General features: G+C 58.4%; 28 protein-coding genes. 16 read left to right on the top strand and 12 right to left on the bottom strand.

Translation table 11 applies throughout. The features are described from left to right. Complete coding sequence (locus HB676_RS07520) at positions 1 to 1,158, bottom strand: ABC transporter substrate-binding protein (protein WP_213737089.1); 1,158 nt, start codon at positions 1,156 to 1,158, stop codon at positions 1 to 3. A 148-nt stretch (positions 1,159 to 1,306) separates the two neighbouring features. Here HB676_RS07520 and HB676_RS07525 point away from each other — a divergent pair, with 148 nt between their 5' ends. The 4 genes from HB676_RS07525 to HB676_RS07540 all read left to right on the top strand — a co-directional run bounded on the left by HB676_RS07525 (position 1,307) and on the right by HB676_RS07540 (position 3,773). After that, positions 1,307 to 1,561, top strand: coding sequence for a hypothetical protein (locus HB676_RS07525; protein ID WP_213737090.1), 255 nt, complete (start codon positions 1,307 to 1,309; stop codon positions 1,559 to 1,561). Positions 1,562 to 1,629: 68 nt separating this feature from the next. Continuing rightward, positions 1,630 to 2,880: an amidohydrolase/deacetylase family metallohydrolase gene (locus HB676_RS07530; protein ID WP_213737091.1), complete on the top strand. Its 1,251-nt coding sequence runs from the start codon at positions 1,630 to 1,632 to the stop codon at positions 2,878 to 2,880. Positions 2,881 to 3,246: 366 nt separating this feature from the next. Then, positions 3,247 to 3,468 carry a hypothetical protein gene (locus tag HB676_RS07535; protein ID WP_213737475.1) on the top strand — a complete coding sequence of 74 codons (222 nt, stop codon included), beginning with the start codon at positions 3,247 to 3,249 and terminating at the stop codon, positions 3,466 to 3,468. 50 nt (positions 3,469 to 3,518) lie between these two features. Continuing rightward, complete coding sequence (locus tag HB676_RS07540) at positions 3,519 to 3,773, top strand: acyl carrier protein (RefSeq protein ID WP_213737446.1); 255 nt, start codon at positions 3,519 to 3,521, stop codon at positions 3,771 to 3,773. A 241-nt stretch (positions 3,774 to 4,014) separates the two neighbouring features. Here HB676_RS07540 and HB676_RS07545 read toward each other — a convergent pair whose 3' ends face one another. The 3 genes from HB676_RS07545 to HB676_RS07555 all read right to left on the bottom strand — a co-directional run bounded on the left by HB676_RS07545 (position 4,015) and on the right by HB676_RS07555 (position 5,380). Further along, positions 4,015 to 4,218, bottom strand: a complete 204-nt coding sequence (locus HB676_RS07545; RefSeq protein WP_213737447.1) for a hypothetical protein — start codon at positions 4,216 to 4,218, stop codon at positions 4,015 to 4,017. Positions 4,219 to 4,233: 15 nt separating this feature from the next. Beyond that, positions 4,234 to 4,518 carry a hypothetical protein gene (locus HB676_RS07550; protein WP_346347282.1) on the bottom strand — a complete coding sequence of 95 codons (285 nt, stop codon included), beginning with the start codon at positions 4,516 to 4,518 and terminating at the stop codon, positions 4,234 to 4,236. Between the two features lie 238 nt (positions 4,519 to 4,756). Beyond that, positions 4,757 to 5,380: a DOPA 4,5-dioxygenase family protein gene (locus tag HB676_RS07555; protein ID WP_346347283.1), complete on the bottom strand. Its 624-nt coding sequence runs from the start codon at positions 5,378 to 5,380 to the stop codon at positions 4,757 to 4,759. A gap of 62 nt (positions 5,381 to 5,442) precedes the next feature. Here HB676_RS07555 and epsC point away from each other — a divergent pair, with 62 nt between their 5' ends. From epsC to HB676_RS07590, 7 genes are all read left to right on the top strand, one after another. Further along, positions 5,443 to 6,360, top strand: a complete 918-nt coding sequence (gene epsC, locus HB676_RS07560) for a serine O-acetyltransferase EpsC (RefSeq protein WP_346347284.1) — start codon at positions 5,443 to 5,445, stop codon at positions 6,358 to 6,360. A 389-nt stretch (positions 6,361 to 6,749) separates the two neighbouring features. After that, positions 6,750 to 7,034: a hypothetical protein gene (locus HB676_RS07565; RefSeq protein ID WP_213737093.1), complete on the top strand. Its 285-nt coding sequence runs from the start codon at positions 6,750 to 6,752 to the stop codon at positions 7,032 to 7,034. Between the two features lie 321 nt (positions 7,035 to 7,355). Next, complete coding sequence (locus HB676_RS07570) at positions 7,356 to 8,501, top strand: ABC transporter substrate-binding protein (RefSeq protein ID WP_346347299.1); 1,146 nt, start codon at positions 7,356 to 7,358, stop codon at positions 8,499 to 8,501. Positions 8,502 to 8,505: 4 nt separating this feature from the next. Then, positions 8,506 to 9,378 (top strand): branched-chain amino acid ABC transporter permease, encoded by an 873-nt coding sequence (locus tag HB676_RS07575; protein WP_213737095.1) that lies wholly within the window; start codon positions 8,506 to 8,508, stop codon positions 9,376 to 9,378. 1 nt (position 9,379) lies between these two features. After that, positions 9,380 to 10,381, top strand: coding sequence for a branched-chain amino acid ABC transporter permease (locus tag HB676_RS07580; protein WP_213737096.1), 1,002 nt, complete (start codon positions 9,380 to 9,382; stop codon positions 10,379 to 10,381). Next, entirely contained in the window at positions 10,368 to 11,138 is a 771-nt protein-coding gene (locus HB676_RS07585) for an ATP-binding cassette domain-containing protein (RefSeq protein WP_213737097.1), read from the top strand. The genes HB676_RS07580 and HB676_RS07585 overlap by 14 nt, the downstream gene beginning before the upstream one ends. Further along, a complete protein-coding gene (locus tag HB676_RS07590) occupies positions 11,128 to 11,952 on the top strand; it encodes an ATP-binding cassette domain-containing protein (RefSeq protein ID WP_213737098.1) in 825 nt (274 codons plus the stop codon). The genes HB676_RS07585 and HB676_RS07590 overlap by 11 nt, the downstream gene beginning before the upstream one ends. 36 nt (positions 11,953 to 11,988) lie before the next feature. Here HB676_RS07590 and HB676_RS07595 read toward each other — a convergent pair whose 3' ends face one another. The 3 genes from HB676_RS07595 to HB676_RS07605 are packed head-to-tail and all read right to left on the bottom strand — an operon-like array spanning position 11,989 to position 15,160. Continuing rightward, the gene (locus HB676_RS07595) at positions 11,989 to 12,687 is read right to left on the bottom strand and encodes an enoyl-CoA hydratase/isomerase family protein (RefSeq protein WP_213737099.1); all 699 of its coding nucleotides are present in this window, start codon (positions 12,685 to 12,687) and stop codon (positions 11,989 to 11,991) included. Further along, positions 12,684 to 13,985, bottom strand: a complete 1,302-nt coding sequence (locus HB676_RS07600) for an LLM class flavin-dependent oxidoreductase (RefSeq protein ID WP_346347285.1) — start codon at positions 13,983 to 13,985, stop codon at positions 12,684 to 12,686. Before HB676_RS07600 ends, HB676_RS07595 begins: the two co-directional genes overlap by 4 nt. Further along, positions 13,982 to 15,160: an LLM class flavin-dependent oxidoreductase gene (locus HB676_RS07605; protein ID WP_213737100.1), complete on the bottom strand. Its 1,179-nt coding sequence runs from the start codon at positions 15,158 to 15,160 to the stop codon at positions 13,982 to 13,984. Before HB676_RS07605 ends, HB676_RS07600 begins: the two co-directional genes overlap by 4 nt. Before the next feature lie 162 nt (positions 15,161 to 15,322). Here HB676_RS07605 and HB676_RS07610 point away from each other — a divergent pair, with 162 nt between their 5' ends. After that, entirely contained in the window at positions 15,323 to 16,261 is a 939-nt protein-coding gene (locus HB676_RS07610; protein ID WP_213737101.1) for a dihydrodipicolinate synthase family protein, read from the top strand. Continuing rightward, entirely contained in the window at positions 16,254 to 16,688 is a 435-nt protein-coding gene (locus HB676_RS07615) for a heme-binding protein (RefSeq protein WP_213737102.1), read from the top strand. The genes HB676_RS07610 and HB676_RS07615 overlap by 8 nt, the downstream gene beginning before the upstream one ends. Positions 16,689 to 16,784: 96 nt before the next feature. On the opposite strand, the gene HB676_RS07620 is transcribed toward HB676_RS07615, so the two are convergent. From HB676_RS07620 to HB676_RS07630, 3 genes are read right to left on the bottom strand one after another with little or no spacing between them, the layout of a single operon-like run. Then, positions 16,785 to 17,099, bottom strand: coding sequence for a non-heme iron oxygenase ferredoxin subunit (locus HB676_RS07620; RefSeq protein WP_213737103.1), 315 nt, complete (start codon positions 17,097 to 17,099; stop codon positions 16,785 to 16,787). A gap of 60 nt (positions 17,100 to 17,159) precedes the next feature. Next, positions 17,160 to 17,636, bottom strand: a complete 477-nt coding sequence (locus HB676_RS07625) for an aromatic-ring-hydroxylating dioxygenase subunit beta (RefSeq protein WP_213737104.1) — start codon at positions 17,634 to 17,636, stop codon at positions 17,160 to 17,162. Positions 17,637 to 17,638: 2 nt separating this feature from the next. Continuing rightward, a complete protein-coding gene (locus HB676_RS07630; protein ID WP_213737105.1) occupies positions 17,639 to 18,913 on the bottom strand; it encodes an aromatic ring-hydroxylating dioxygenase subunit alpha in 1,275 nt (424 codons plus the stop codon). A gap of 224 nt (positions 18,914 to 19,137) precedes the next feature. Between HB676_RS07630 and HB676_RS07635 the strand changes: the two genes are divergently transcribed. The 3 genes from HB676_RS07635 (at position 19,138) to HB676_RS07645 (ending at position 22,882) form a co-directional block, all read left to right on the top strand. Next, positions 19,138 to 20,115 (top strand): LysR substrate-binding domain-containing protein, encoded by a 978-nt coding sequence (locus tag HB676_RS07635; protein WP_213737106.1) that lies wholly within the window; start codon positions 19,138 to 19,140, stop codon positions 20,113 to 20,115. A gap of 376 nt (positions 20,116 to 20,491) precedes the next feature. Continuing rightward, positions 20,492 to 21,205, top strand: a complete 714-nt coding sequence (locus HB676_RS33730; protein ID WP_249780126.1) for a hypothetical protein — start codon at positions 20,492 to 20,494, stop codon at positions 21,203 to 21,205. 204 nt (positions 21,206 to 21,409) lie between these two features. Continuing rightward, positions 21,410 to 22,882: an aldehyde dehydrogenase family protein gene (locus tag HB676_RS07645; RefSeq protein WP_213737108.1), complete on the top strand. Its 1,473-nt coding sequence runs from the start codon at positions 21,410 to 21,412 to the stop codon at positions 22,880 to 22,882. A 108-nt stretch (positions 22,883 to 22,990) separates the two neighbouring features. Here the strand turns inward: HB676_RS07645 and HB676_RS07650 are convergent, their stop codons facing one another. Then, positions 22,991 to 24,205 (bottom strand): MFS transporter, encoded by a 1,215-nt coding sequence (locus HB676_RS07650; RefSeq protein ID WP_213737109.1) that lies wholly within the window; start codon positions 24,203 to 24,205, stop codon positions 22,991 to 22,993. A 26-nt stretch (positions 24,206 to 24,231) separates the two neighbouring features. Then, the gene (locus HB676_RS07655) at positions 24,232 to 25,107 is read right to left on the bottom strand and encodes an aldo/keto reductase (RefSeq protein WP_213737110.1); all 876 of its coding nucleotides are present in this window, start codon (positions 25,105 to 25,107) and stop codon (positions 24,232 to 24,234) included. Positions 25,108 to 25,336: the final 229 nt, after the last annotated feature.

Consider the following 25,336-nt stretch of genomic DNA (forward strand, 5'->3'; position numbering starts at 1 on the left):
TCAGCTTGTCGCCGCCGCGACGAAGACTTTGCTCTTGCCGTCGCCGATCAGCACCTTGGGCTGCACCGTTGCGTCGCGATCCGCCGACCAGCCAAAACGCCCGAGCACGCCTTCGAAATCACTGATCGATGCGAGCTTGTCGCGCGTGAGCCGGCTGTTGGTCACATCGTCGGCGCGCCTGATAGCTTCGGCGAGCAGATAGGCCGCATCGTAGCCCTGGGCGGCATAAATGTCCGGCGATGAGCCGTAACGCTTCTGGTAGGCGGCAACGAATGCCTTGCTGCGCGGGCTGTCGTAACCTTCAAACCACGACGCGCCGACGATGATACCGTCGGCGGCCGGGCCCGCCAGATCAAACAATTTGGCCGAGATATTGGCGTTGCAGCCGATGAAAGTGATCTTGTCGTCGAAGCCGAGCTGGCGCGCCTGCCGCAAGATGGCGGCGGCTTCCTCGGCAAGCGTGCCAAGGATGACGGCGTCGGGCTTCTGTTCACGGATTTTGGTGAGTTGCGCGGAGAAATCGACGTCGCCCCGCTGGTAGCTTTCGATGCCGACCTGTTCAAGGCCAAGTTCCGTTACGGCCTTTTTCTGCACATCATGTGCCCCGCGCGTGAGCGCATCGTCGAGCCCGTAAATCAATGCCACCTTTTTGATGCCGCGCTTCTGTACGGCATAGCGCAACACGGTGGGAAATACCTGGTCTTCCGGAATGCTGGTGCGAAAAATAAAGTCACCCATCTTGGTGAGATTCGGCGCCGTATTCGAACTCGCGATCACCGGTATGCCGGCCTGCTGGGCGATCGGATCGGCAGCGAAGGCAGAATTGGACAAGGTCGGTCCGAGAATGGCGACGACCTTGTCCTGGCGAATGAGCCGCTGGAAAATGTTGACGGTCTGGCCGCGATCCGCGCCATCGTCCGCATGGATCGCTTCCAGTTTGATGTCCTTGAGGGTATTCGCAGCATTGATTTCCGCAAAGGCCAGCTCGATCGCCTGCTTTTGCTGGATGCCATAGAGCGCGGCTGATCCGCCCGTCGTGGATTGCACCAGGCCGATCTTCGCGACACGCGTCGTTTGGGCGAACACCGCCGAGCCGGACAAAGCGACGGCGCCACCGATGGTCAACACCGCGCGGCGGGAAAGAGTAACGGAGGCCATATCTAATCCTCTGCAAAGACCTGAATTGTTGTTTGAGAGTCTTTGTGTAGGAGGCGCAAAAGCTGAGTCAAGCAATTGAAATAAAACAAGAGGAAGTTCCAAATAGTCGGCGCGATTGAGAACGATCGAACTGACCAGCGGGAATTTTATGCAAGTTTTGTTCGTCGTATACAAAGCGCGTAGACGCCAAAAATCCTTGTTATCCATGAAGCATAACGCCCTGAACGGCTATTGCATTGTCGATGCACGTTTAGGTGATGCAGGGCAGATGATCCTGGATGTCAAACCAGAATCATTCCGTCAACGCTTCGGCACTTTTAGTGGTGCTTCGGGAATGTTCGTTTCATTTGAAGTCAATACTGGAGAACAACGACGTCGTGTTAGTCCAATCAAGGCAAACTAAATGCGGAGGGTATGCGCTATAGCAAAGCCATGTTTCTGCCAGATGCAGCCAAAGGCTTGGGGATTAATATGCGCAATCCGTCACGACGCGATTTATTGATTGGAACGACGGCGCTGGCCGGCGCCATCATAGCCGGCGAAGGTCCGACATTCGCCGCTGAGCCTTTCGACCTCGTGATCCGGGGCGGTGAAGTCATTGATCCCAGTCAAAACTTACGTGGCATTCGTGACGTCGGCATTCGATATGGTCAGATTGCCGCGGTCGAACCCACGATTGATCCGGCGCGTGCCAAGCGCTCTATCGACGCCAAGGGAAAACTGGTCACGCCCGGTCTGGTCGATCTGCATACGCATATTTATGCGTATGGATCCGCAATTGGCATTCCGCCCGATGAATTGGTGCCATTCTCCGGCACCACCACCTATGTAAGCGCCGGTGATGCCGGGGCTAATAACTTCTCGGCATTCAAGCGGGCCTTGGTGGCGCAATCCCGCAGCCGGGTTTTTGCTTTCGTGAACATCTCCACGATCGGACTGGCCGGCTTCCCGGTCGGCGAGACCGAAAATATCAAATATGCCGATGCCGATGCGACCGCGCGGACCATCGCTGAAAATCAGGATATCGTGCTCGGCGCGAAGGTGCGGGAAACCCTGGCCATCGTCGGCAACAACGGGATCGAGCCGCTCAAGCGCGCCATCGAAGCCGTTGAACTCTCCGGCACCAAGGGCCGGGTAATGTGCCACATCGGAGATGCACCCGGTGATTTGCAGGTCCTGGTCAATACGCTGCGCCCGGGCGATATCCTGACGCACCCCTACAGCAGTCTTGGTAATAACACCGTGCAGAACGGCAAGGTTCTGCCGGCACTGCTGGAAGCAAAAAAGCGCGGGGTACTTATCGACGTCGGGCACGGAGCAGGCAGTTTCAATTTCGATATCGCGGAGGCGGCAATCCAGCAGGGGCTGACCTTTGACACCATTTCCAGCGATGTGCATGTGGTTGCTGCAAACACGCCGAGCCAGCCCTATTTGCCCTGGGTCTTGAGCAAATTTCTGGCGCTGGGCTTCTCGCTCGAGGACGTTATCGCGGCTGCGACCATCAAACCCGCGACGATCATCGGGAAGGTGCCAAAACTCGGCACGCTTCAGATCGGTGCACCCGGCGACGTATCAATTCTTGAGCTTATCGAGGGGCCGGTACAGTTGCTCGACACCTCGAACAATCCGCGTACCGGCAAGGCATATCTCAAGGCAGTGCAAACCGTGCGCGAAGGCGTGCCGTTCGGCCGTCCATATCAATTGCCATTTGCCGCGAACTAATGGTCGTTGCGCGACCGATTGACGGCGGTCGATCTGAGGGCACGCCGGTTTGCGGAATCGTCTCCGTGCCTTCTTCCTGAGCTTTTTGAGGGGGAACGCGGATGTCATTACCACGGTCCGTCATCCGCACGCCGGTTCCATCCGAAGAATGGCCTTCTCTTTGTGATGGGAAAAACGAAATGGACGATTTTTCGCCGAGCGATAGTCTGGCGTTAGTCAATTAGCGAGCGGCGAATGCCGAACGATAAACTCAGGGAAGTGAAACATACGTCCGAACTGCCCGGGCCTGAGCGCGCGCGAGCAACTGCCGCGCGGCCGCGGCGAGAATCTCCCGATCAATCCAGGCAACTTTCGGATCGGACTCGCTTGCAGAGCGGGCTTCGCAAGATCAAGGAACCGCGCAAGATCGAAATAGACGATGTTATCCTTGAGACGTTCACGCTGCCACTAGAGGCAGCGCGGCTCGAAGTCCGCGCCATCATTGGCGATATCTCAAAGCGCGGATACCAGAAAATCGTCGAACGCTGGCGGCAGCTTCCCGATGGGCAGATTCAGTTTACCTTGCGACGTTTGCCAGCCACGGAGTGAAGGATCCAGTTTTTGCGGTGACATAACGATCAATCGTGGAGGCTTGAATGATGCTCGACGTTGCCGAACGCACTATTGCGGAACGCGTCAGAACAATCGTAGTCGACCAACTGATCGTCGATCCTGACGATGTCGTGGACACCGCCAATTTCATTGATGACCTTGGTGCCGACAGCCTGGATATGGTTGAAATGGCGATCAAGTTCGAACGGGAATTTGGTTTCGAGATTACCGACGATGCCGCGGAATTTATTTTGACCGTTGGCGATGCCGTCAAATTTCTGGAAAAACACGCGATCACCTAATGTGCCGTAGACCTATGTCGCGGCCAGCCAGCCGACCGCGTCAGCTCTGCGTGGATCTGCGGCCGAAACGATCTCTTCGACATAGACGCAGATCGTACAGCCAAACATGCGGTGTTCGAATCCGACAGGCCCCACTGAAATCCGCAATGTCACTTCGCGCGCATTGCATAATTTGCAGCGTCGCCGGGTTGGCTGAGCGGCGACATTTCGCGCAGCGAATGCCGAATCGCAGATCATTTCATCACATCAAACGATAGCCGAGCTTGGTTGCCATCGTGACGGTTGCATCAACCGGCCGCCTCAATGTTCGCGCAATTTTTCCGGCGGGGAGGGCTTGTTTGGCCATGCCCTTTAGCCTGAATTTATCGACGGCTGTCCATTCCCGCTCGGCGGGTCGGCGCTTCTTGTCGACAATATGTTGCTTGCTCGATCTCTGTTGCAGCATCACTTGCTAATTTCCTCACTGGCTTTGGTGTTGGACAGGATTCGTCGATTGCCGGATCGCAGCCGCGGTCGCGTGCTGCGGACTGGCAAACGACTTTCCATCCAGGACGTCAAATTCCCTGGTTGCGGAGAAAAACACAAAGCCAAGGCGATCCCTGACGACGAGGCCCGCCGCACCATGGTGAGTCTCTATGATGTAATTATCGGACATATCGGAGCCTATCGGCGTGATTTGAAAACCAACGTCTGTTGGAGAGACCTGTAACGGAGCGACTTTGACTGATTGCTTGAGTGCGATCATGCAATCGAGCCACCGCATACCGGCTGCGTCAAGCAAGTTGAAAAAATAAGAGAATGTCTATCGTTCCCTAAATTTGCGGCCAATAGCCATCACCCGAGTTGAAACAATCGCGTAATAATCTTCTCGATGGTCCGGCCGACGCCGGCGAGAATCGCGAATGGCCGCAGCCAAGCAACGCGCAACGTGTTGACGCTGCCCGGATTGCTTGCGGCGATATCTACCCTAAATCAGGCAATGCTTATGGGGTAAGATGCGGCGCAGTGTTTGGCTGCGGAGCGCCTTCGAGTTCGCTTTCCGAAGGCAATTTTTCGTCGTGAATCGGAAGCGATGTTCCGATCCAGAAGGGATCGTCGGCGTGATCCCTTCGCGGGTTCACCGTATTGGGATGAACGAGGATACTCAGGCCGCCGTGGTTGAGCATCAGCCACGGTACCAATGTTGCGAAATGCTCTTTGGCAAAGGCGACTTGAAACATCGCACCATCGTGAGGGCCGACGCGCACGTCATGCCAACGGCCAAGCTGCACCGGAAAACGTTCACCGATCCAGGTACGCAACTGTTCAGCCGTAGGTCTCGTGGTCGCTGGGTCATAATAGATATGAGCATGATAGCTCGATATTTCAGCGATTGGCCTTGGGATCGTCATAGCCGTTGTTTCGCTCATTGGGATGCTGTCGCCGTTGGATCGATCAAATGAGTGTAGCACAGGAAGACGGTAGACGAAATTATGCCTTCGTCCCGGCGACGGATAGCCTGCGCGCCACATTCCTTTCGTAAAGAACTTGTTCCGGAGAACGGATGCGCCGCCCGGTCGAAGGTTTTGGAATTCAATATCGGCGGCGGGTACGACATTGTTTCGCAAGGCATATTCCAGAGGGTTTGGGGATGAGTGTCGATACAGGGGTGCGTGGACCAGCGCAGTCAGTGAACGATCAAGGTGTCAACGTCGAGTCGCGGTGGCGTCTCGACCGTATTGTTGCGGAGTTGCGGAAGTCGCGCGACGTCCTGCACAATATCAGGCAGGATGGTCCGATCCGCCGGGCGCCGTCGCGTGAAGCGCTGGAAACCATAGTCGACGGACTCGTGGAAGCAATATTTCCGCGGCACTATGGGAGATCCGACCTCGACACCGAGAATATCGATTATTTCGTTGGCAATGCGCTGAATATCGCGCTCAACGGACTTTTTGAACAGGTGCACCGCGGCAGCCTGTTTGTGTCCGATGGGCCGGCGTCCGATCAGGCCTTGCAAGACGCGATCGAGCTGACCCGAACGTTTGCGTCGACGCTGCCGGAAACCCGCGGTGTGCTCGTCAGCGATCTCCGCGCAGCGTTCGTCGGGGATCCCGCCGCGACCAGCTTTCCGGAGATCCTGATCGGCTATCCCGGCATGACCGCTATCATCCATCATCGGATCGCCCATGTTCTGTATCGTCTGGGTGCAAGACTGGTGGCTCGCCTGATCGCCGAGATTGCGCATACCAAAACCGGCATCGACATTCATCCGGGTGCCGACATCGGTCCGAGTTTCTTCATCGATCACGGAACCGGGGTCGTGATCGGCGAGACCACGGTTATTGGCGAACGGGTACGGATCTATCAAGCAGTCACGCTCGGAGCGCGGCATTTCCCAACTGACAATGAGGGAAATATCGTCAAGGGAGCCGCCCGGCATCCTGTCGTCGAAGACGACGTCATCATCTATGCGGGCGCGACCATCCTTGGCCGCATCGTGATCGGGCAGGGATCGACGATTGGCGGGAACGTCTGGCTGACGGAAGACGTGCCTCCGAACAGTTTCGTTACGCAGGCGACAGTCCGTAGCAAGGCTGGTCCGCGATAACAGAGTTCACATGATGGTAAAGTTTCTTCCGGGCTTGCTGCGCTGGAAGGAATTTTCGGCTAACGCGCGAATTATACGATAGCTATCTTATTTTCGACGACCCATTGGCGGAACCACGGATCGGATGCAAATTTATTGGCGTCTTGGCTGTTGTGGATTCGGCTCTCCGTAATTGGGTGGTCGCTACATGCAACCTTTCTGGAAAGACGGGTGAAACATGCCGATATTCGTCATCTGTATCTTGCTTAAAATATTAGAGCGGTCGCCTGCGAGTTCGATTGCGTCGCTGGCGGCAATCCGAAGCGCAACGTACTGATCGTAATTACCAGGTGCGGTCTCGATCGAGAATGAATCGACAGGCGCGGGGGCCGTAAGCGGAGATAGTCAAATTGACGGACCAGTTTCCAAAATTTGCGGCATTGCCATTTGTGGCTATTGACGATGACGTTGTCGTTGGTGCGCCGGTGCGCTGCATTAGCGAAAGCGCTGCGATCGCGTGCGCTCAGCGTCTTTTGACGGTTTTCGGAAATGTAGGATCCGTCGTCCTTCGCAGGTCGGCTGCTTCGAGCGATAAACTGGACGTCATTCAGATATTCGGCGAGGTGCCATGCTCAGATGATTTCGCAAGTACGCTGTTTGAGATCGCGGCAACGGCGCGTCAGGCCAGTCATTGAGATGTGGCGGTTGTTATCGGCTGCGAAGAAGCACTTAAGTTGCTTGTGCATGTCGCGTTGATCAGAAAAGAATTCTTCGATGCGCGCCGTCGTTAAAAACATTCGGTTAAGTACGGACACGATCGAAGAATTACAGACTTAAGATTGCGCGGTTTGGATTCTATAATTGACTGTAGCGGTGGATAGTAGTTACCAGCGGTGCTCAAACAATTTCGAGTGATAACGAGCAACGCCATGCCACGAAGATTATCGATTGAGGCCGGCGCCGGAAATGTCTGGTCGCGTTCGATATTCGCGGTTCTCGCCGCAATCTTGTTTCTTGTGGAGCCCGCCGGCGCCGCAGATCAACCGCCTTATCGATTGGGTTATCTGGTTGACGCGTCGGGTCCGCAGCAGACGACGATCAAGCCGGCTTATGATGCATTCCGGCTTTACGTCGACGAATTGAACAAGAAGGGTGGCGTCAACGGCAGGAAGGTGGAAATCCTCGCTCGGGATACGCAGAGCGATGTGCAGCGATCACTCGACGCGGTTCAAGATCTCGGTCGTCAGGAGGTGATTGGCATTCTCGGCCTCGCCGCGACGAACGCGCATGCCGCTGTGTATGCGTCAGCCAAGAAGCTGGGCATCCCTGTTCTTGCCGGTTACCCGATCAATATTCCAACTGTTCTGCCGCCAGCCAAGGAGGGCGCGTTCGGAGTTGGACTGGAGCTCTCGCTGGCAGGTACCGTCGGCGGCTATCTTGCACGACAGGTTAGTCCGCAGGGCAAAAGTACGATTTGCATTGCCTTTGAGGTGCCTGGCTCGATGCTGTCATGCCAGAAAATCGTAGATACGGCCAAGGCGCACGGCTTCACCCAGGCCGAGACTCTTACCGTCCCGATACAACAGCGGGATTTCCGCGCCGTCGTCGAACGGATCGTCAGGGCGAATCCCGATGTCGTGACCATGTGCCTTGGACAGGCTCACGTTGCGTCGTTGCTGCCCGTGCTTGCTGGTTCCGGATATGGCGGCATCTTCCTGTCAATGGACACCGGTATTGGCGACGATACAGTGCGTGCGGCGACGCCACCCGACTCCAAGCTAACCGTGTACAGCTATGGACGCTACGTCAGTGTCCAGGACGGAAGCAGCCCCACATTGACGGCTCTTCGGGCTGCGCTGAAGGAGGGCGGACTGAATGACCAGACGTCCAGCTATCCCGGCGGATGGGCCCTGGGCCTGGTAATCACCGAAGCCCTGCGCAAATGCGACAGCGGCTGCGCGAAACCGTCAAATTTTGAATCCGCGCTTGAGAAGATCAACGTCGATACCGATGGGCTGACCGGTGTGCCCATCCAGCTCGCCGCCGACGATCATTACGGTCCGAGTGCGTACCGGCTTTATAAATACGACAACAAGGCGCGCACGTTCAGCGCTGTCGGCGATTGGTTGCATATCGGGAGCAACGGCAAGATCAGCGAGTAGACATATGACTGTCTTGCCGTATGCGATCAATACGCTGAGTACGGCTGTTGTTTATGCGCTGTTCGCGCTCGCGATCGTGTTTGCCTATCGGACCAGCCGGATCCTGCTGTTTTGTGTAGGTGAGATCGGAGTGATGTCGGCCTATGTTCTTTCTGCAGTGTTACACTGGACGGGTACCACCGCGGGCGGCATAGTCTTGGCTGTCGCCATGACGCTCCTGTTCGATACGGTGATCGGGATCGTGCTTTTCTTCGTGCTCGGACAAGAGAAGCAGGAAGATCCCTTCACCGGCACAGCAATTACGATTGCGCTCGCCATCTTCTTCGCCGGCTGCATCAGCGTGATCTGGGGCGGACAGGTTGAGCAATTACCCTTTCCGAACGGAACGATATCTGTTGCCGGCGCGTCGATCTCGATTATCAGCGTCATATCCATTGCGGTCGGCGCTATTGTGGCTCTTGCCATTCTTGCGCTGTTCTACAACACGTCCATTGGGATCGAACTGCAGGCGTTGGCGAACAACCGCGAACTCGCCGTCCTTAACGGCATCCCCGTCAACTCCCGCATGTTGACTGTCTGGATTGCGGCTTCAATTGTCAGCGGTCTGGCCGGTGTCTTGTCGGGTGCGATCTCATCCGTATCGGCCGGAGGGACGGCTGTAGGCTTTTCCGGTCTGGTGGCTGCCATCATCGGTGGGCTGACGAGCCCGGGCGGCGCCATTGCCGGCGCCATGCTGTTAGCGGCCGGCGAGAACATCACCAGTCTGTTCCTGGATGTTCGCTACAGCGCGGTCGTTCCTGTCGGCTTGCTCGTGGCGCTATTGGCCCTGCGGCCTTACGGCCTGAGTGCCCGAGTCGAGCGCATTGTACGGACCTAGCATGAGCCTGGAACACGCAACGCGATCGCAGGATTGGCCGCGCAGAGAGCTGTATGGCGTTGCTGCTCTGGTCATTCTTGCCGCGGCTCCGTTTTATCTTGGCGCCTATGCGTTGCACTTGGCGGTGAGCGGCGGTCTGATGGCCGTGGGAGCGATGGCTCTGACGGTGATATCGGGTTCTGCCGGTTTGCCGTCGTTAGGGTCTGCGGCTTTCCTTGCGATCGGAGCGTTTACATCCGGCATTCTGGCTACGCAATTGGGTTTTGGCTTGCTGCCGTCGATGATCGTAAGTGCGGTCCTGGGACTTCTGGCCGGTGTTATCGTCGCGGCGCTGACGCTCCGCGTGTCGGGTCTTTATCTCGCGGTTGGTACCCTGGCGCTGCAAAATGTCGTGCATGTCGTCGCAACGGATCTGGATCTCAAGCTGACCTATGCCGCGGGTTTCATGCTCGAAGATCCCGTCTTGTTTGGTGTCACCATCAACACGCTGGTGCGATGGTGGGTCCTCGTGCTCATTCTCATGGCCCTGACATTTTGCATCTTCCGCTTTCTTTTGCGCAGCCACATCGGTCGAGAATGGAGCTTGCTTCGCGTGCACCCGACGGCTGCCGCGGCGCTTGGCATTTTCGGCGCCGGTAGCCGGGTTCAGGTGTTCGCGCTGACCTCGGCGGTCATCGCAGTTGCCGGCGCATTGGGTGCCTATCATATCGGCAATGTGCAGGCGGACACTTACACGGTCCAGCTCGCTATTATTTATCTAACGGTCGCCGCGCTGGGGGGAGCCGGCAATCTCGTTGGAGCAATCGTGGCGTCGTATATCGTCATTCTGCTCCCGGCCTTCATTTCCGCAGCGATGGGCTTGCTGGCGATCGATGCCACCTCTCGGGCTGCCGGATTGGAGAGCGTTGCGATCGGCATCATCCTGATCTTTGCGTTGCTGCAGGGGCCGCAGCAGATCGCGGGTTGGCTGATGCGATGGAAGGTGACCCATGCCGGGCGCTGACGATAGCTGGCTTTCCCTTCGCGAGGTCAGCATCCTCTATCGCGGCAAGATCGCGGTGGAGCGTTTGTCCCTCGACGTCGCTCAGGGTGAGAGCGTGGCCGTCGCCGGCGGCAACGGGGCCGGCAAGACCTCGCTTCTCAGCGCGATTGCCGGGATCGCGCGCAAAGGACAGCGGATTGAAGGAAGGGCGGTCTTTCGGGGCAGGGACCTGCAATGGGGCGATGTACCTGATCATATCGACGCCGGCATCCGCCTTGTTCCTGAACGGGACAAGGTTTTCAGCCTGCTCACCGTCGCGGAGAATCTTCAGATTGGCATGCGACGGCGCGATCGGAAGACTGTTGCGGCGGCGGATGCCTTCGGCTGGTTCCCGCGCCTCGCAGAGCGTCGAACTACGCTCGCAGGTAATTTGTCCGGCGGAGAACAACAGATGTTGGGGATAGCCATGAGCCTGCTGGCCTCGCCCAGTCTCTTGCTGCTCGACGAACCAACTCTCGGATTGGCGGCGCCGGTGATTGAAAACCTTTGTGACAGCCTGACGAAATTGCGCCGCGATCTCGGCTTGACGATGATCGTCGCGGAATCCGACTCCCAGTGGCTGCCACGGCTTGTCGAGCGCGCGATCGTTATCGATAGAGGCCGGCTCATCGGCAAAGTAGATCGTGTCGACGAGGCCAATCTCGCTGCCGTTCACGATTTGATGCTCGGCGTTGTCGCATCTCAGGGCGTTGGAGAGGTCATCGCGCATGCCCTATAACCAAAGTTCGGCTACCGCGGATAGCCCCGTACTCGAACTGGACAAGGTCAGCCTTGCGTTCGGAGGAGTGAGCGTCCTCAACCGGATTTCCCTGAGCGTGGGCCAATCGGAAGTATTGGCACTGATAGGCCCGAACGGCGCCGGGAAATCCGCGTTATTGAATTGCGTCAGCGGTGTCTACCGGCCGCAGCAGGGGGCGCGCATTGCGCTTGGGGGAATCCGCATCGATCACCTGCCTCCTCACAAGATCGCGCGCGTTGGCGTGCGTCGTACGTTTCAAGGCCTGAATCTGATCCTGGACCGCTCCGTCCTCGATAACATTTTGTTGGGGTGGACACCGCTGTTCAGCCTGAACGTGCTGGGGATGCTCGCAAGACCTCTACGCGCCCGGCGCGAAGAAAGGGAAGCGCGCGAGCGTGCGTCCGAGATCATCGCACTCTGCGGCTTGAAGCATCTGGCAGACCGCCGGTGTGCCGATCTTCCGCTTGGAATCCTGCGCCGGGTCGATCTGGCCCGTGCATTGGTGAGCGATCCGAAGCTATTGCTGCTTGACGAGCCGGCGTCCGGGCTCAGTCATGACGAGCGTCCCATCATAGGTGAGATGGTTCGCCTGGCGCTCAGCCGGAAAGGCCTGTCGGTCCTGTGGATCGAACACGATCTGGATCTCGTGTTTTCCGAAGCACAACGGGCCGTGGTCCTGCATCACGGTGATCTGATCGACGTCGGCGATCCCCGGATATCAGCGGATCGGGCTCGCCTTATCAGCTCTTATAAGGCAGGCCGGAAAGCGGCGGCCCCTGCCATCGCGGCCTGAGCAGCCCCGGCGCTCAGGCGGCGAAAGCGGCTCTGCCTATGGCCTGCCGGCGTCGAGCCAGTCGGCGAGTTGCTTAACGCCTTTCAGGCCAAGCTCGTGGCTGGGATATTCCGCATTTTCGCTCTCGAATGTGCGGATCAGACGCAATGCCGAGGGATTAAGCGCCTTAATCTCCTCGATAAGTTTCTGCGCCTCAGCCTCGAGGTCCGCAGCCTTGACAACCCTGTTGATCAGACCGAGTTCGCGCGCTTCGTGCGCCGGCACGTCGCGTCCGGTCAGGTAAAGTTCGCTGGCGATCTTTGGCGAGATAAAGTGCGGCAGATAGAGGACGACAATCAGCGGCGCCAGGGCGTGCTTGATCTCGTCGAATCCGAATACCGCCGTGTCCGCGGCGATCGAGATGGAGCTGTGTAATGCCACGCCGGTGCCGAAACCCTTTGCGCCGCCCTGGATGAGCGAGATGCTGACGCCCGGAAAGCGTCGCAGCAGATCGTTCGCCCGCAGGATCAGCGACAGATTGTCCCGGCGGCTGATGTCGATTTTTTCCTTCTGGTCGCGGCCCAGCGTGAAGTCGTCGCCTTTAGCATCGATCACCAGACCGATGGCGCCGCGCTCCGTCGCGTCCTGTAACGCCGCGATGTAATCGTTCATCATTTTGTAGGTGAAGCGGTTTGACGTGCCGGGGCTATCGAAGGTGATCCGGGCAATCGATCCGTCATTCTTGTAGACAATCATTCGTAAACTCCAAGGCCTAGATTTTCGCGAAGCGTCTCGCCCGCGATTTCGGTGCGGAAGATTCCGCGTTTCTGGAGCAGCGGGACCACTTCGCTGACCAATTCGCTCAAGCCGTCCGGCAGTACATCGATCATGATGTTGAAACCGTCGGCAGCGCCGGCTTCGTGCCAGTGCGCGATCGTGTCGGCCACCTGTTCGGGAGTGCCGACCACCTGAAGATGGCCGCCGCCGTTGCGATACAGAATTTCACGAACCGTCAGCCGCTCGGAAGTTGCCAGATTAACCGCGGCGGAACGAAATCCCTCGGACGCGCGGAATGACTTGTTGGCCTCGATTAGCTCGACCGGAAGCGGCGCATCGAGTTCGAGTTGCTCCACGCGCACGCCGACGCGCAGCGCAAGTTTGCGCAGCTCGGCATTTCCCGAAAGGCGGTCAAGATCGTCCTTGCGGCGGCGCGCCTCGGCTTCCGTTCCGCCGAGGATGGGGACAATGCCGGGCAGTATCTTGATGCTGTGCGGGTCACGCCGGTAGGTCTGTGCGCGCGTCTTGATGTCGTCCCGAAAAGTCTTCGCGGCCTCAAGCGTGTTGCGTGCGGTGAAAACGACATCGGCGACCCGGGCGGCAAGCTCGCGCCCGGGGCCGGAAGAGCCGGCCTGGAACAGGACCGGCCAGCCTTGCGGCGAGCGCGGAAGTGTGAGGGGACCCCGGACATCAAAGTGACTGCCGTGATGATCGATCGCATGCACGCGGCTGCTATCGGCGAACGTGCCCGTCGTCTTGTTGCCGACCAGCGAACCCGGTTCCCAGCTTCCCCAGAGGCTGCGCACGACATCGACAAATTCCTCTGCCCGGTCGTACCGCGCATCGCCGCGCGGCAAGGCTTCGGAGCCGAAATTCGCCGCGACATCGGGCACGAAAGTGGTGACGATATTCCACCCGGCACGGCCGCGGCTGAGATGGTCGAGCGAAGCAAAACGACGCGCGAGATTATAAGGCTCGTTGTACGTTGTGGAGGCCGTGGCCACCAAGCCGACGTGGCTGGTGGTCGCGGCGAGTGCAGCCAGAACGGTAGCGGGATCCATAGCCCCGAGATTGGGCCGCTCGAAGTTCTCCTCGCTTACCGCCAGCGTGTCGGCGAGAAAGAGCGCATGCAGAAGACCTTTTTCGGCGAGGCGGCCGATCTCCTGGTAGTAGCCGATGTCGGTATAAGCGAATGGATCTGCGTCGCCGTAACGCCATGCGCCCAGATGCATGCCCAGGCCCATGACGGTGGCATTGAGAATCAAATCGCGATTCACGTCTGCGCCACGCGAAGCTTGCGTTGTTCGAGCAGCGGCAACACGTTCCTGGCGAAGAAATCAAGTTCGGGGGCGTAGTCGTAAAACCCGATCTGGATGCCGTCGATGCCGGCGTCGTGTAATTGCTGGATCTGCTCGGCGACATCTTCAGGCGATCCAATGATCTGGATGTGGCCGCCGAGGATGCGATCCGCCGGAACGTGTTTTGCCCAGCCCTTTGCGTCCCCGCCTGAATGGCGTGCGGTGTAACCACGTATCGAGTCGAGGTCGGCATGCTCGACGATCGCGTCGCGGTAGGCCAGGGCTTCGGCGCGCGTCGGCTTGCAGATGATCAGCGGGAAAATGATGACTTTTCCGGTGCGGCCGGTCGCGGCATAGGAGGCGCGGATCGATGCGGTGTGAGCGGGCAGGGCCTTGATTGCATTCTCGAAGATCGCACCCGCCGGACTTGATGTGAACACGATGTCCGAATGGCGTGCAGCATAGTCGAAGCCGACCTTCGAGGCACTGGCCGATACCATGATGGGGCGATCGTAGAGTGGGCGCGGCGATACGTAGGCGCCTTCGAGCTTGTAGAAGCGGCCCTCGAACGTGATATTGTCCTCGCCGGCCCAAAGCTGTTCCATGATGGATGAAAATTCGCCGGCGCGATCGTAGCGGGCATCGTGCTCGATGCGATCCATACCGAACATCAGTGGCTCGGTCGCATCGTAGCCCGTCACAATGTTGAGTCCGAACCGTCCGCCCGAGATGTGGTCCGCTGTGGCGGCGAAACGAGCGAGATGGAGCGGGTGCCAGTTACCGTACAGCACATGCACTGTCGAAATGGTGATGATGCGCGTCGTCACCGGCGCAAGTGCTACGGTCGAGATGAATGGATCGAGGAAATTCTCGCGATAATGCGATTCTCCGCCGAATCCACCCTTCGGAAGCCATTGTTGCAGACCAAACACGAAATCGAATCCGTATTTTTCCGCCGTTAATGTAAGAGCCTTGTTGTATTCGAAATCCCAGCGGGTCGCCCTCGGCAGAGTCGATTGAGAGAATCCACCCGTCTGTGTCGGAAGGAACAGGCCCAGCATCATTGGCTGACGAATGGCACGTGCGAGTGGACTATTCTCGAAAGAGAGCGGGCCGTGGAAAATTGTATCAGCTCGCGGCGACGTTTGAAGCATAAGTCATACCTTGTGCGATGATGCAGAAACAGCTGCGATTATGCGGCTGCAATAGCGTTGACTTGTTGTATGGAGAATATAATCAGACCGTCAAGCTTCGGTGAAGCGCATCACTGTTGCGCTGTGATGCATAGAAAAAAAATGATGCAGAGGATGTTCGGAATGAACGAAGTTCATCGCAAGGCGGACCAGAAAAAGAATGTTGGTCTTTTGGTCCCGCCACTCACTCCTTTTACCGACGATCTGAAGATCGATATCAAGTCGTTGCACGTCGGTGTCGACTACATCGTCGAGCGGGTTCGTCCGACAACCATCATTGCGGCTGGCGTTGAAGCGCAGGAATATCAGTTCCTGTCTTTCGAAGAGCGCAAGACGCTCATCGAGCAAACGATAAAAGCGGTAAATGGACGCATTCCGGTCGCGGTCGGAGTTTCGCATCCTTCCTTCCGGATCGCCGTCGAGCTCGCTCATTTCGCGGAAAAAGCAGGTGCCCAGCAGTTGCAGCTTCTCGCGCCGCAGAAGCCGACCGGTGGCGTGCCGACGACGAAGGAGTTGGTCGCGTATTTCGAATCGATCGGGCGCGAGACCTCGCTGCCGATCATTCTCTATCTCAACGCCGGCCCGGGAGCCGATCTCAGCATTGATGCGACGATCGAGCTCGCCAAGCTCGATTTCATTCACGGCATCAAAGAGAGTTCGCGAGACCTGGCGCGGGTATCACGACTGATTGTCGAGATCGATCATGCCGGTTACGCGCAGTACTTCACCACGATGCAGATGCTGTTGATCACCCTTCAGCTTGGCGGTTCCGGAATTACGTTGCCGCCACCGGCTGCCGAGCTTGCGCGTCACGTTATCAATGCCTATGAGGCCGGCGATCTTGAGAGAGCGACGCAATTGCAGTTGCAGTTTGCGACGTTTCCGGGGAAATGGATGCCGTTCGGCCTAGCCGCCGTCATGAAAGCCGCGTCGAATTTCATCGGCATCCCGGCCGGCGAGCCATATCCTCCCTATGCCCCGGTATCGGGCGACGCGCTTGCTTCATTACATCGTTTTCTGTCAACCACCGACCTGACGCGCAAGGAGCTCCTACGTGCTTAATGTTAAGCGTTTATCGATCGACGAAGCCCGCATCCTTATCGAAGGCTCCATTGTCGCGTCACGTGAGATCAATATTCCCATGTGCATCGCTGTCGTCGATGAATCCGGCTATCTGATCGCCTTCGAGCGGATGGATGGCGGCAAGATCAGCAGCGTCAGCATCGCAATTGACAAGGCATTCACGGCCGCCGCCGCCCGCAACGGAACGCATGTGTACAATCAACTCTGCGTGCCCGGGCAACCCACCTTTGGGATTCACATCACCAACGGCGGGCATTTCAGCGTAATCGGCGGGGGGCTGCCGGTGAAGGTCAGCGGCGAGATCGTAGGCGGCGTCGGAATCAGCGCCGGCACGGCGGTACAAGACGTCGCCGTAGGGGAGCAGGCGCTCAAATATTTCTATGAGAAGACGGGGTACGCTCCCTGATCGAAGCGGTTGCTGCAGATCGAACAAACGAAACCAGGATTGACCCCGCTGCCGATCGCCGCAGCGGGTCGATGGGCCGCCGATGATGAGCTTTGGCTACTCGATCAGTAGCAGCACCTGGCCGTCCTCGATTTTGACAGGAAATGTTTTGATGCTTTCCGTGACCGGCTCCAGGGTCGGCTGTCCATTGGTCACGTCAAATCGGCCCTGATGCAGCGGGCACTCGATTTCATTGCCTTCGAGGTATCCTTCGCAAAGCCGGGCATGGCCGTGGGTGCAGATGTTCGCAGTGGCGTAGACCTCGCCATCAACGCCATACAGCGCGATCTCCTGCTCGCCGACTGTCACCGCAATGGCGTCGCCTTCGCGCACGTCGGTCCGCGCCGCTACCCGCTGCCATTCTCCACTCATAGATACCTCGGAAATGTTGGCGCGCACGGTGCAGCGGCGACGCTTGTATGATCGATTGCTTCAGAGCGGATAGATGATCGAATTCGGGACCAATTCGCTGTCGAAGATGCACAGCCTCGATTTGAACTTGAGTCCTTCGTCCGTCTTGCGGACGACATCGATGTAGCGGCCGACGTTGAAAACCTCGGAGAATTCATCCTGCTTGGTGCGCAGCACGAGGTAGTTCGCCTCCGAACGGATTTCGTTGTCATCGGCCGCAAGGACGCGAGGAGCGGCAACGATATGCCGTTGGTAATAAGGATCGTGATAGAGCGTCTCGCGGATGCCGTAGACGCGGTCCTTGAGCATGCCCTTGCTTTCCAGCCAAATGATGGAAAGCGGCAATTTGCGATCGTAGTTCTCCCTCGGTTGAATGCGATATTCGCATTCTTCAAGAAAGAAATCGGGCCACTTCTCGAAATCGCCCTGATCCAGGCAGGCCGAGTATTCGCTGTAGAGGTTTTGCAGCGCCATATACCCGCTGCTCACGTCGATCATCGTCAGATCTCCATCACTTTTCGCCAATAAGAGAACATGGCCCGGATCGGATTCTCGGTGATCAAATGGTTCACTTCGCCCCAGTCGCGGCCGCCTTGTTCGGCCAATGTGCTGCGGGTCGGTTCCTGCTCATACGATTCCTGACAGAATTCGAGCACTTCGCCGTCATCCGCCGAGACGTAGCCGGCCGGTCCGAACATGTTGGCCTGCCGCAGGCGCCGCAGCGACATGTCGGGATCGTCCTCCTCAAAGCCGAAATGCGTCCAGACGAAATCGAACGAGCCGGGACCGCGCGGCATGATCTGCCGGGTGGACATGCTGTTCGACTGCTGCTGCACGATCAGGTTCGGGAACAACGTCAGCATCACGACGGTCGGTCCGTTCCACCAGGCTTCCGGTTTGACATCGACGATCCGCTTATCGTGCAGGACCATGCCTTCCTTGAAGCTGGCGACGCCTTTGGTCACGCCGCTGTCCGCCTGCTCCTTTTCGCGGGTGGACGCCATCGCCCCGTGACGGCCATGCACGTCCGTGACGAGGCGTGACTTCTGATCGCCGCGGATCAGTCCGAACACCACGAACCATGTATGCAAAAGGCCCACATGATAGGGGTCCTTGATGTTTTCCTGCATCAGCTTCCAGTTGCTGGGCACGCGCTGGCGCGAGTAGCCGATGACCTTGAGCTTGCGGCCGTTAAAGACGCGATCGAAATAGGCCAGGATTTCAGGACCAAGATAGCTCTCGAACGATTCGATGTCGTGATCGAACGACGCGAAGATCACGCCGTTGCGCACGGCCACCTTGAGCTTGTTGAGGGGATGGTCCGCCGGCTTGAAGTCGGCCGGCATGCCGCCACGCACTTCGCCGTCCTTTTTCAGGCCGCGGCGGAACGGCACGCCCTGCAGGTTGCCCTTCAGGTCGTAGGTCCACTGGTGATACGGGCAGAGAAATTCCTTGGTGTTACCGAATTTCTCCCGGCAGAACTGGGCGCCGCGATGGGCGCAGATATTCTCGACGGCAGTTACCGAACCATCGGTGTCCCTGGCGACGACGATAGAGCGCTCACCCACAGACGAGCGCTTGAAATCGCCGGGATTGGGAATTTCGGCTTCAAGGCCGACATAGTTCCAATGCTTGGTGTAGAAAATGCGCTGGAGTTCACGCTGGTAAACTTCCGGGTCGGTGTAGGCCCAGAAAGGTATCCGGCTGGACCCTTCATGGCTCCATACCGGCATTTCGACATCGGCATCTGACTGGATCGGTGATTGCTGTTGCATCGGCGCGCCTCCGCATTTCTTCCCTGATGGATAGAGGTAACGCGACCTCCGTCCCAAAGCGACGAAAGGCGCTGAATGTTCGTTATCACCCGGGATGATCTTGCTTATGTTGCGCTGCAACAATCCGCAAAACACCCATTGAACAAAGCTTAATACGCTATATCCATATAAATACAACGATTCTAGACTGGGGCCTGGACTTCAAGACGACCGATAGTGAAGCTGTGGACCCGGAAAAAATCGACCTCAACCTGCTTCTTGTCTTTTCGCACCTGTTCCGTGAGAAGCGCGTGCGGCGCGTCGCCGACATTCTCGGCATGTCGCAGCCCGGCGTCAGCAACGCACTCAACCGGCTCCGCAGCCTTCTGAACGACGAATTGTTCGTCCGCACCCCCCATGGCATGGAGCCGACATCCTATGCCATGCAACTGGCTGGCCCGATCTCCGAGGCGCTGGAGCAAATCCGAAGCGCGCTCGATGTCGGGAATCCCTTCGATCCTGCGACCAGTAAACGCCGGTTCACGATCGCGATGACCGACATCGGCGAAATCGACTTCCTGCCGAGCATGATGGACGCCGTCGGACGCGTGGCGCCCTCGGTCACGATCAACACGGTGCGCAATAACGCCTTGCATCTGAGGGAGGAAATGGAGAACGGTCAGGTCAATCTGGCCGTCGGGCTTCTTCCGGACCTGCAAACCAACTTCTTCACGCGGCAACTGACCGTCAGTGAATATGTCTGCCTGTTCCGGCGCGGACATCCGCTCGATAAATTGCACATCACGCTCGACGAGTTTGTCGCAGCCTCACATCTCGTCGTGGTGTCGGCAGGAACCGGACACGGGGTAGCTGATGAGGAATTCGAACGGCGCGGCATCGCGCGGGACGTCAAATTGAGAATCCCGCATTTTGCGTCGGTCGGGTATATCCTGCACGAAACCGATCTCATCACGACGGTTCCGCAGCGGCTGGTCAACCGGTGCGCCGGTCCCTTCGACTTGTCGTCCGTACCGGTGCCTTTCGAACTGCCGTCAATCCCCATCAATCTGTTCTGGTCCGCTCGCTATCACCGCGATCCGGCCAATCAATGGCTACGTTCGATGATGGTGGAGACCTTCAACAAGGAGGAGGCCGTTCGACAGAGCGCCGGCCCGCAATCTCCGGCGCTCCTTGCGTCAACTTTAGCGATTCACCGGGGGTAGGGGATGTTGCGTTGCTGGATAGCTATTCAGACGCATCCAGCCGGCAAGCGTCCCGGTATCGGCGCGGGCTTGTTTGAAAGGCAGTGCGAAAGGCACGGCTGAAACTGCTGGATTCCGAAAAGCCCCAGCGAAAGGCGATCGACGTGATACTTTGGTGATTGAGACTGGCGTCGGCCAGGTCGCGGCGGCAGCATGCCAGGCGCCGCTCACGGACGTATTCACCGACGGTGCTGCCTGAGCTTTGCCGAAAGATTTGCTGGAGATGTCCACTGGATATTCCGACGGCCGCGGCGATTTGTTCGACCGATAGAAGCGGATCCCCCAGCATCTGCGATATATAAGCGCATGCGCGCGCAAAGCTCGATGCGGATAGATTGTGGCCGCGCCGACCGGCATTGCCCTCGAAGAAAAATCGCGCAGCCAGCGCAAGGTGATCGAGCGCACGATTGGCAGCGGCGGGCAAAAGAATCGGATCGATCGCAGAGACAAAACGCTCAAGCAGAACGATGTTTTGACGGGCGATCACGGTCAGCGCATCGTCGCCGGACAGCGCCATTCCGGCGACATCGCGGCTCCTTGGCATGATGTCATAGAACAACGGAGCGGGCATTCTGAGAATATTTTGCCGGAACGTCTGCGGGAAAATCACCTCATAGGGGCGGGCGGTATCGAGGAAGCCGATGTCGCCCGGCTTGAGCGTGGCCTGCTGCTCGCTTTGGCGGATCGTGCAGGTGCCTTCTTCCTGAACCATCAGAAGCCAGGTTGGTTCGGTCTGCATACTGATCAATTCGCGGGTGCGACGAACCCGCTGCGGATCGGCTTCGACATGCACCAGGTCGAAGCTCGGCATATGCGCGAGAGGAATTGGCTGGGCGTGGATAGCGCCAGCATAGGGATGCGCATCGCCAAGCGCAGTTGCTTCGACGCCCGCGATGGTGTGGCACACAACTTCACGCCAAAAATCGAGACGCTGCGCCGCAGGCACGCTTGCCGTCGTCAGCAGGCCCGCGATCTTCCCATATTCGGCCAGCAGGGCAGCTTTGCCATGCCGTGTCGTGCCTGGCAGCGAAGTCACGGCGGACCTCGGTGAAATCTGTTTCGACGAGCCGAAATCTAATCATAGGGCATCCGGACTGTCGACGAGAAATCTGAGTTTAAGTCAAATCGTGACTGCAAACTGTCAAGACGCCCTCGCGGGCCGGAGCCAACCTCAAGCCCAGAGATAAGCGCCATTCCCTGGGACCGGCGCTATATCCCGACGAAATTAACGCATCCCCGCACAAGGAGAGATCACATGGCCGCATCGCATGAGATGATCAACGGAGTCCCGAACTACAATCTCTACATTGCCGGTGAGTGGGTGCGCTCGCTGCGCAACGACGCCACGGAAAGCACCAATCCGGCAACGGGCGAGCTTTTCGCGCGGGTCCAGCAGGCGGGCGCAGCCGAAACCGAAAAGGCCATCACAGCGGCTCACAAGTCCTACAAGAGCTGGTTCGAGACGCCGGTTTCGCAGCGGGAATCCATATTCCTGAAGGCGGCCGATGTGCTCGGCGCCAAGGCCCAGGAGATCACCGAGGTCCTGGTTGCCGAGTCCGGATCGGTCTATGGCAAGGCCGGGTTCGAGGTCGGCTATTGCTTTGACCTGTTGCGCACCGCTGCCGCCGAAATGCGCCGCTCGCCCGGCGAGACCATGCCGCTGACCGCGCCCGGGCAATTCGGTTTCACCATTCGCCAGCCGCTCGGCGTGATCGCGGGGATCGCGCCGTTCAATGCACCATTTTTGCTCGCGATGAAAAAAGTGGTGATGGCATTGGCCGCGGGCAACGGATTTGTCCTCAAGCCGTCCGAACTCACGCCCGTCACTGGACTAAAGATCGCGGAAGTGTTCCACGAGGCCGGGCTCCCGCCGGGCTTGCTCAGCGTTATTCCAGGGCCGGCCGCCGAGATCGGCGCGACGATCTTCAAGGATCCCCGCGTGCGCATGATCACGTTTACGGGCTCGACCCACACCGGTCGCATGCTGGCGGTGGAAGCGGCCAAGACGTTGAAGCGCTTCACGCTGGAGATGGGCGGCAAAAGCCCGCTGATCGTATTGGGCGATGCGGATGTTGACTACGCGGTGAAAGCCGCGGCGTTCGGTATCTTTTTCCATCAGGGTCAGGTCTGCATGGCGAATTCGCGCATTCTGGTCGAGGAGCCGATATTCGATGCGTTTTGCGAGCGCTTCGCCGCGGTCGCCAAGAGCCTCAAGGTCGGCGATCCCCGCGAGCCCGATACTGTGATCGGGCCATTGATCCGCGGCACCCAGTGCGCCGTGATCGATGGCCATGTCGAAGACGCCGTCGCCAAGGGCGCGAAACTGATGTGCGGAGCCACCCACAAGGATCAGTATTATTGGCCCACCGTTCTCAGCGGCGTCACGTCCGACATGCGCATCTTCCATGAAGAAAGCTTCGGCCCGGTCACCTCGATCATCAAGGTTCGCGACCACGAAGAGGCGCTGGAGCTCGCCAACGCCACCGACTACGGCCTGTCATCGGGTGTGATCACCAACAACATGCAGAAGGCGCTCGACCTGGCCTTCGGGCTCGAATCCGGCATGGTCCATCTCAACGATTGCACGGTGTCGGACGAACCGCACGTACCCTTTGGTGGCGTCAAGAACAGCGGCTATGGCCGCGAAGGCGGTCGCTTCTCGATGGAAGAGATGACCGAACTCAAATGGATCACCGTGCAGCGGGGCCAGCGTCAGTTTCCGATCTGACGGCGGCTCCTTTGAAGTGACGTGCTTTGTGAAGTGACTTGCCCCGGGGGATGCGACGCCCTCGGGGCTTATACTTCCGGCGATGATCGGGCTACGGACAACGGACCGTCATTCCACGTCGCTTTGTTGTGGCGCAATGCGGGTGGTTGCGAATGTATCTGTCGTCAAGATGATAGCGGCGACGATCGCCAATCCGCCGCCAAGCAGGCAGACGCCGGACCAACCACCCAACGTCCAGGCGAGGCCTCCAGTGAGGGCGCCAATGGCTCCGCCTGAGAAGGTCGCAACCATGTAGACCGTGTTGAGCCGCCCTCGGATCGTGTGGTCAATTCCAAAGATCCTGGTTTGATTGGCGACCTGACCGCTTTGCAACCCGAAGTCCAGCAAGTTGACGGCGACGACCAGGCCGATGATGGAGGCCGCGCCCCATGTTCCCGCAATCGCAAAGCTGAGCGCCGTTGCGCAGAGCGCGGCGGCATTCACGGGTGCGGTTCCGAAGCGGTCTGAAAAGCGCCCTGCGGCGGGCGCGACAAGTGCTCCGGGCGCACCCCACAGCCCAAAAAGCCCCACAGCCGTCGGCCCCAGTGCGAAGGCCGGCGTTTCCAGGTGAAATGCCAGCGTTGCCCAGAACGCGGAGAAGGCTCCGAAGATGCAGAAATTCATCCCCATCGAGACCAAAAGCGATCGGTGACGCAGCAGCGAAGGCAGCGATGCGAGAAGATCCCGATAACGTGTCGGTGCTCTTTCCTTCGCCTCCGGCAGGAAGTGCGGCACGATGAAGAGGAGGATCGTGGTCAGGGCCGCGGCTAAAGCGTATGGCGCGCGCCATGATCCGCTGAACCCCGCCACAGCGCCCGAAATGGTGCGTGAGAGAAGAATGCCCAGCACGAGCCCGATCTGAAGGGCGCCGAGGCTGCGGCCACGATTCTCCGGCGCGACCAAGGTCGGCGCCAATGGCATCAGGATTTGCGGGATCACCGTGACGGTCGCAAAGCATACGCTCGCAACCAGCAGAACCGGGACGTTTGGCGACAATGCCGCCGCGGCGAGGCCAATCGCTGTCACCGCCATCAGCGACCGGACGAGCAACGCGGGCTTTGCCATATCGGCAAGCGGAACAATCAACAGAATGCCGAGCGCATATCCAACCTGGGTCGCAACAGCGACAAGCGAGGCTGCTTTCTCGGCAATGCCGAATTGCTGCGCCATTTGCGCCAGCAGCGGCTGGCACAGATAGATATTCCCGACCATCACGCCGCAAGCGACGGCCAATACCGGAATGGAGCCAGCCCGTACGCCGGGCAGCGTTAACGATCGTTGCATTGTAGTGCTTTCAGGGTTTGGCAGTGTCAGCTCGAAGCGTGCTTTTTGCCAGCCTCATCCAGTGCCGCGAACTCGCCGTCCGACAAGACGATATCCGCCGCAGCGACGTTCTCTTCCAGATGCTTGACCTTTGACGTGCCGGGGATGGGCAACATCACCGGGCTTCGCTTCAACACCCAGGCCAGCGCGATCTGGCTCGGGGCAGCCCCGTGCTTTGCCGCGATCGCATTTAAAAGCGAGCCAGGTTTGGCGAGATCGCCCGCCGCCAAGGGAAACCAGGGGATGAAGCCAATGTGCTGCTGCTCGCAATAGTCGAGAACGTCTTCGCTGCCGCGATCGACGAGGTTGTAACGGTTCTGCACCGTCGCAACCTTGAATATCTGGGAAGCCGACTTGATCTCGGCAATCGATACCTCACTCAAGCCCGCACAGCGAATGAGGCCTTGATCGAGCAGGGAGCGGATAGCGCCGAATTGCTCGCTGCTTGGCACGTTTGGATCGATGCGATGGAGCTGCCACAGGCCGATCTGCTCAACGCCGAGTTGCTTCAGGCTCTTGTGAACCTCAGCGACGAGGTATTCCGGACGTCCATTCGGGACCCAGTTATTTGGCCCGGGCCGCTCAAGGCCGCCCTTTGTTGCCACCAGTAGATTTTTGTAGGGATGCAACGCCTCGTGGATCAGTTTTTCCGAGACGTCGGGACCATAGGAATCCGCGGTATCGATAAAGTTCACGCCAATTTCAGGCAACCGCTTGAGGGTGCGGATCGCTTCCGCGCGATCCCTGGGTTCACCCCAGATTCCGTCACCGGTGATTCGCATCGCACCGAAACCGAGACGATTGACGTCAAATTCATTGCCGATTTTGAAGCTGCCGGACTTACCCGCATCGATCGTGGTCATTGTATTTCCTAATCCCGCCTAACGTTAGCCGATCGCGAAAACCCCTTCCGCGATTGCAGGGACTTCATCCTGCCGTCGAGCGGTCGGGTGGCGGGCAACGAATAGCTTCTCGTGAAGACGCCCTATAGCGCCTCAGGTTAGATAGTTCGATCCTGTGATTGAGACAATGAACTTGTTGTGAGGCGCATTTTTCGCTTATTTCCGTGCCCGCATAAGACTGAGGCAGTTG

The sequence above is a fragment of the Bradyrhizobium sp. dw_411 genome (genome assembly GCF_018449695.1).
Taxonomy (GTDB): Bacteria; Pseudomonadota; Alphaproteobacteria; order Rhizobiales; family Xanthobacteraceae; genus Bradyrhizobium.